Annotated in this window: 6 protein-coding genes and 1 pseudogene; 6 read left to right on the forward strand and 1 reads right to left on the reverse strand. The window is 73.6% G+C overall.

The window, feature by feature from the left end:
* The 6 genes from AC0CYZ_RS13300 to AC0CYZ_RS13325 form a co-directional block, all read left to right on the forward strand.
* Positions 1 to 723, forward strand: a 723-nt coding sequence (locus tag AC0CYZ_RS13300; protein WP_472216027.1) for an NAD(P)/FAD-dependent oxidoreductase, incomplete at its 5' end; no start/stop codon positions are given.
* Complete coding sequence (locus tag AC0CYZ_RS13305) at positions 720 to 1,622, forward strand: NAD(P)-dependent oxidoreductase (RefSeq protein ID WP_472216029.1); 903 nt, start codon at positions 720 to 722, stop codon at positions 1,620 to 1,622. The genes AC0CYZ_RS13300 and AC0CYZ_RS13305, both read left to right, overlap by 4 nt.
* Before the next feature lie 369 nt (positions 1,623 to 1,991).
* A complete protein-coding gene (locus AC0CYZ_RS13310) occupies positions 1,992 to 4,115 on the forward strand; it encodes an ATP-binding protein (protein WP_472216031.1) in 2,124 nt (707 codons plus the stop codon).
* Entirely contained in the window at positions 4,112 to 4,513 is a 402-nt protein-coding gene (locus AC0CYZ_RS13315) for a roadblock/LC7 domain-containing protein (protein ID WP_472216033.1), read from the forward strand. Before AC0CYZ_RS13310 ends, AC0CYZ_RS13315 begins: the two co-directional genes overlap by 4 nt.
* On the forward strand, positions 4,510 to 4,890 hold the full coding sequence (locus AC0CYZ_RS13320; protein ID WP_472216035.1) for a DUF742 domain-containing protein: 381 nt from the start codon (positions 4,510 to 4,512) through the stop codon (positions 4,888 to 4,890). Before AC0CYZ_RS13315 ends, AC0CYZ_RS13320 begins: the two co-directional genes overlap by 4 nt.
* Positions 4,871 to 5,464, forward strand: coding sequence for a GTP-binding protein (locus AC0CYZ_RS13325; protein ID WP_472216037.1), 594 nt, complete (start codon positions 4,871 to 4,873; stop codon positions 5,462 to 5,464). The genes AC0CYZ_RS13320 and AC0CYZ_RS13325 overlap by 20 nt, the downstream gene beginning before the upstream one ends.
* A gap of 15 nt (positions 5,465 to 5,479) precedes the next feature.
* Here AC0CYZ_RS13325 and AC0CYZ_RS13330 read toward each other — a convergent pair.
* Positions 5,480 to 5,673 (reverse strand): annotated as a pseudogene (locus AC0CYZ_RS13330) (GNAT family N-acetyltransferase); the annotation flags it as partial.

A 5,673-nucleotide genomic window follows, 5' to 3' on the forward strand; every position in this document is an offset into this window, starting at 1 on the left:
ACGCTCTACCAGATCTCCCAGCGGTTCCCGAGCTTCGTCAAGGGTCTGCTCCGCAAGGGGGCGGTGGCCCAGCTCCCCGAGGGCTACGAGGTCGACACCCACTTCAACCCGCCGTACGACCCGTGGGACCAGCGGATGTGCATGGTCCCCGACGGCGACCTGTTCAAGGCCATCCGGCGTGGTGACGCCGACATCGTCACGGACCGGATCGAGACCTTCACCGAGACCGGCATCCGGCTGAGCTCGGGCCAGGAGCTCGAGGCGGACATCGTGATCACCGCGACGGGGCTGAACCTGCAGATGTTCGGCGGAGCGGGCCTCGAGGTCGACGGCGAGCCGGTGCACCTGCCGGACACCATGGCCTACCGCGGCATGATGCTCTCCGGCGTGCCGAACCTGGTCTTCATGATCGGGTACACGAACGCCTCCTGGACGCTGAAGGTCGACCTGGTGGCCGAGTACTTCTGCCGGCTGCTGGGCTGGATGGACGCCCACGGCCAGGCCGTCGCCGTCCCGCAGCGCGACCCCGCGGTCGAGGAGCGCCCGCTGCTGGACTTCGAGGCGGGCTACGTCAAGCGCTCGATCCACGAGCTGCCCAAGGGCGGCGATCGCGCGCCGTGGACGCTCGCGATGAACTACGCGATCGACGCGGTCGCGCTGCGCCGCGCCCGGATGGACGACGGCATGCGCTTCGAGCCGGTCCGCGCGCCGGTCCGAGCGTGACCTCGGCCCCCGGAGCCCCGGCCGGACGCACCGGCGCGACCGTCGGCGTCGTCGCCCCCGGGGCGATGGGGACCGCGCTCGGGCGCTGCCTCGCCGCGGGCGGGCACCGGGTGCTCATGACGGCGGCCGGGCGCTCGGCCGCGACGGCCCGCCGGCTCGCCGACGCGGGGATCGGGGATGCCGGGTCGGTCGACGCCGTCGTGGGGGCGGCGGCGGTGGTGATCAGCGTCGTCCCGCCCGCCACGGCCCGCGCCGCGGCCGACGAGATCGCCGCGAGTGCCCGGCGGACCGGCGCACGCCCGCTGCTGGTCGAGGCGAACGCGGTCGCGCCGGCGACGGTGGCCGAGGTCGCCGACACGGTCGGCGCCGCCGAGCTCGACGTCGTCGACGCCGCGATCTCGGGCCCGCCGCCCCATCCCGACGCCGAGCACCCCACCCGGATCTTCCTCGCTGGGCCGCGCACGGCGGAGATCGCGGGCCTCGACGTGCCCGGCGTGCGCTGGATCGCGCTCGAGGGCGGGCTCGGCGCCGCCAGCGCCGCGAAGATGTGCACGGCGTCGGTGCGCAAGGGCCACCAGGCCCTGCTCGCACACGCCGTGCTGACCGCGGAGCACCACGGCGTCCTCGACACCGTGCTCGCGGACCTCCGTCTGGACTTCCCCCACGACGACGTCGGGCACGCCGCCGCGGCCGCGACGAAGGCGTGGCGGTTCGTCGACGAGATGACCGAGATCGCGGCCACCCAGGCCGGGGCCGGCCTGACCCCGGACCTGTTCGAGGCGCTGGCGACCGTCTACCGCCACCTCGCCACCTCGGAGTGGGGGGCGCGGCGCCCGGAGGACGTGCCCGCCGGGCTCACCTCGGCCGCCGGGCTCCACCCGCGTCCCGACGCTCCCTGATCCGTCCGGGGCGTCCCGCGGGGAATGCGGCGGAAATGGTCCGAGTGGGTTCAGTTCGCCCCCGGACGGCCCAGCGCGCCACCCTGGTGGCCGCCGTTCGACGCAACGGCTCCGTCGCCGGGTCACACACACAGATGCACCGTTCCGGCGCAACCGCACCCCCCGAACACCCGATTGACGAATAGCGTCACGGAGAATCGCGATCGCGTCGCTCGTCCGTGACAGTGGCCCCGTACAGGTCCCTCGGACGGGGGTGTACGGTTCGCGCTCGGTCATTCCGACGTGGGGGAATCCGTCGGTTTCCATAGGTGTTCCCGGGCGGTCTTCGCGTTCGGGTTCGGACGATGCAGAGGACGGTGTGATCCGCCGATGAGCCGGGTGCTCGACTATCTCCCTCACGGCGATCTCGTGACCGACGAGCAGTGGGGGAAGCGCCACCGCTTCCTCCTCTGGGTCCTCGTCTCGCTGTGCCCGGCGCTCGCGATCTTCGGGCTCGCGGTGGGCGACGGGCTCGAGCTGAGCCTCGGGATCGCGTTGATCCCGGCGCTCACCGCACTCGGGGGCTGGCTCACGCGCGGCCACCGGACCACGGGGTCGCTGTTCGTCACCGCCGGCCTGTCGGCGTCCAGCGCCGGGCTGGTGATCCTCTCCGGCGGCTACATCGAGGCGCACTTCGCCTTCTTCGTGATCATCGGCTTCCTCGCGCTCTACCAGAACTGGGTGCCGTTCGTCTTCAACATCGCGTTCACGACGCTGAGCCACGGCCTCGGGTCGTTGCTCGTGCCGACCCTGATGTTCAACCACCACATGGGCCAGATGGACCCGTGGCTGTGGTCGGTCATCCACGGCGTCGCCGTGCTCCTCGCGTGCATCGGCGTGTCGATCTTCTGTCGCATCACCGAGGACGAGCAGCGCCTGCGGGCCGAGCTGGCCAAGGAGCTCGCCAACGCCGAGATCCGCCAGCAGGAGTTCACCTCGGAACTGCTGCTCAACCTGGCCCGGCGCAACCAGAGCATGTTCCACCGTCAGCTCGACATCATCAACGATCTCGAGGAGCGCGAGCGCGACCCGGACGCCCTCGCCGAGCTCTTCCGGCTCGACCACCTGGCCACCCGGGTGCGGCGCAACGCCGAGAGCCTCCTGGTGCTCTCCGGTGAGCAGCCCGCCCGCGTGTGGTCGGCCCCGGTGCCGCTGCGCGACGTGGTCCGCGCCGGCATCGCCGAGACCGAGGACCTCGAGCGGGTCGCCTTCTCCGTCGACGAGCGCCCGCGGGTGATCGGCAGCGCCGTCGCCGACGTCACGCACATGATCGCGGAACTGACCGAGAACGCGGTCCGCTTCTCGCCGCCCACCTCCACGGTCAACATCAAGAGCCGCGTCTACCACCGCGCTCCCGGTGCCCAGCTCGTGATCATCGAGGACATCGGCGTCGGGATGCCCTACGAGGAGCTCGGGGCCGCGAACCGGTTGCTCGCCGGCCCGCAGGAGGTCGACGTCACGGTCTCCCGGCGCCTCGGCTTCCACGTGGTGTCCCGGCTCGCCTCGCGCCACGGCATCGAGGTGTCGCTGACCCCGACGCCGGGCTGCGGCCTGACCGCGGTCATCGTCCTCCCGGCGGCGCTGTTCGCCGAGCCGGCCGCTCCCGAGCCGGCCCCGGCCCTCACCCAGCCCCACGACGCCGTGCCGTGGCCCCGCGAGCTCGACCAGCCCGTCGCCGCGGGCCACGCCTCCGACGGCCGCCACTCGTGGCCGGGCCGCTCGCCGGCCGACGTCGTGCCCGGTCCCGCGACGGGGGTCGACGAGCCGGTGGTCATCGAGCAGGTCGTCTCCGAGACCGGGTCGGGGACCGCGCGGCCGGACCGTCCCGGGAACGCGGAGCCGGCCCCGGTGCGCGCGGGTGCCCACGCCACGCCGCGCCGCTCGCACGGCCTCATCCACCCGACCGTCGTGCCCGCCGCGGAGGGGTCGCCCTCGCCGTGGCCGTCACGGCCGGCCGAGACCCGCGCCTCCGACACGCCCGCCCCGGCGCCGCGCACCCCGCACGAGTCCGAACGGCCCGTGCTGAAGCGCCGCGTCCCGCAGACCCACCTCGCGCCCGAGCTGATGCGCCGGCGCCCGGGCCCCGCCGCCGACCCCTACGCGGGCCGGGGGAACGGCAACGGCAACGGCCACTCCGGTGGGAACGGGAACGGGAACGGCCACCCGGGCCTCGGCACCGGCAACGGCCACCAGGGCAACGGCAACGGCCACCAGGGCAACGGCCACCAGGGCAACGGCCACCAAGGCAACGGCAACGGTCACCCGGGCAACGGCCACGGCCGCCCGGGCGACGACCACGCCGGTCAGGGCCCGGCCGGAGCGCTCAGCGCACTGTCCCAGTACCAGGCCAGCCGCCGCGCGGCGCGGGACGCCCTGTCCGAGGACCCCGCCCGCGCCGACATGGGCGCCGCCCAGGGCGCCGACACCGACACACACGACGGAGGACGCTCGTGACCGCTCCCAACGGAGCCCTCGACTGGCTGCTCTCCGACTTCGCCTCCGAGACCCCGGGCGTGCGCCACGTCCTGGTGGTGTCCGCGGACGGCCTGCGCCTGGCGGTCAGCCACGGCGTCGAGCCGATGCTCGCCGACCAGCTCTGCGCCGCGACGTCGGGACTGGTCAGTCTGGCCCGCGGCACCGCGACGCTGCTCGAGGCGGAGCCGGTGACCCAGACGATCGTCGAGATGGCGGGCTGCTACCTGTTCGCCACCTCGATCAGCCTGGGCTCGACGCTCGCCGTGCTGACCGACCGCACCGCCGACATGGGGCTGGTCGGGTACGAGATGACCATGCTGGCCGCGCGGGTCGGCCACGCCCTCACCCCGAGCTCGCGGGTGCAGGTCGAGGGATGACCGTGGACCGACGTTCCGGTCCGCCTGCGCAGGACGGCGGGCGCGTGGTGCCCAACTACGCGTTCACCGCCGGTCGTACCCGCTCCACCCGGATCGACATGCCGATGGAGGCGCTGGTGACGGCGACCGAACTCGGCCTCGCCAAGCGCTCGGGGCTCGCCCCCGAGCACCGGGCGATCCTCGAGGCCGCCGTCGAGCCGCTCTCGCTCGCCGAGATCGGGAGCCTGCTCGGCGTACCCGTCGGCGTGGCCCGGGTGCTGGTCAGCGATCTCGCCGCCGACGACCACCTCGCCGTCCACCTGCCGCTCGTCGGACCCGACGGCCGACCCCGACGCGAACTCCTGGAGAGGTTGCTCGATGGACTACGCGCCCGCTGAGCGTGCGCCCGCGCCGGCCGCCGCCCGCGACGGGCTGCTCCCGCTCAAGATCCTCATCGCCGGCGGGTTCGGCGTCGGCAAGACGACGCTCGTGCGCTCGCTGTCGGAGGTCCCGCCGCTGTCGACCGAGCAGGAGATGACGAGCCTGTCCGACGGCGTCGACGACGCGAGCGTGGTGCCCGACAAGACGACGACCACCGTCGCCATGGACTTCGGGCGCATCACGGTGGACGAGAAGCTCGTCCTCTACCTGTTCGGCACGCCCGGCCAGTCCCGGTTCTGGTTCATGTGGGACGAGCTGGCCCGGGGCGCGGTGGGCGCGGTGATCCTGGTCGACCTGCGTCGCATCGACGACTGCTTCGCGGCCATCGACTACTTCGAGAACCGCGGGGTGCCGTTCGTCGTCGCCGTCAACGGCTTCCCGGGCACCGCCGGGTTCGACGACGAGACGGTCCGCGACGCACTGGCGTTGCCGCCGCACTCACCGCTGGTGCGGGTGGACGCCCGCGACGACGGGTCGTGCACGGCCGCGCTGGTGACGCTCGTGGAGCACGCCCTGTCCCGCAGTGCCTGAAGGGGGGTCGGCCCGTCAGCGCAGGCCGGCGGCGGGCCGGACCTCCCACAGCGTCCACAGGGGCGCGTAGCCGAGGCGTGGCCAGAAGACCGAGGACAGCGGGTTCGGCGGGTTGTAGTAGAGGTAGGTGCCGCGCACCGGCCCGTCCCGGCCGCCCGACTCGAGCACCCCGAGCGCCGTCGCCACCAACTGCGCCCCCACCCCGCGGC

Source organism: Actinomycetospora sp. (assembly GCF_055612215.1).

Coding starts and splice junctions, on each gene's coding strand:
- AC0CYZ_RS13310 (WP_472216031.1), top strand. CDS start 1,992: ATGAGCCGGGTGCTCGACTATCTCCCTCACGGCGATCTCGTGACCGAC.
- AC0CYZ_RS13320 (WP_472216035.1), top strand. CDS start 4,510: ATGACCGTGGACCGACGTTCCGGTCCGCCTGCGCAGGACGGCGGGCGC.
- AC0CYZ_RS13325 (WP_472216037.1), top strand. CDS start 4,871: ATGGACTACGCGCCCGCTGAGCGTGCGCCCGCGCCGGCCGCCGCCCGC.